This window comes from Streptomyces tateyamensis (assembly GCF_003205575.1).
Taxonomy (GTDB): domain Bacteria; phylum Actinomycetota; class Actinomycetes; order Streptomycetales; family Streptomycetaceae; genus Kitasatospora; species Kitasatospora tateyamensis.
Genome location: NZ_PYBW01000396.1, coordinates 1 through 239, shown reverse-complemented (window position 1 = coordinate 239; position 239 = coordinate 1). Strand labels below are relative to the sequence as shown.

Annotated in this window: 1 protein-coding gene; it reads right to left on the bottom strand. The window is 74.5% G+C overall.

The genetic code is table 11. The features are described 5' to 3' along the window. Nucleotides 1-205: hypothetical protein (locus C7C46_RS33900; protein ID WP_245985359.1), on the bottom strand; the 205-nt coding region annotated here is incomplete at its 3' end. Between the last annotated feature and the right edge of the window lie 34 nt (nt 206-239).

Sequence of the window (239 nt, the reverse complement as noted above, 5' to 3'; positions counted from 1 at the left end):
TCTGCGAGGCGTTCTGTGCCGTGGTCCGCCCGGCGGGCCAGACGGCTATGAGGCGGCCCAGGGCGTCGTAAGCCTCGGTGGCGGTCTGACCGTTGGGGTCCGTGACCGTCAGCGGGAGGGCACGGGCGATGTCCTGCACGGCCGTTCGGGTGCGCCCGGTGGCCGAGTCCGGTGCACCGGCGGGAGCGGTGGTCGTGACAGGCACCGGGTGTGGCAGTGTGCCCGGGAGTGGCGCCGCG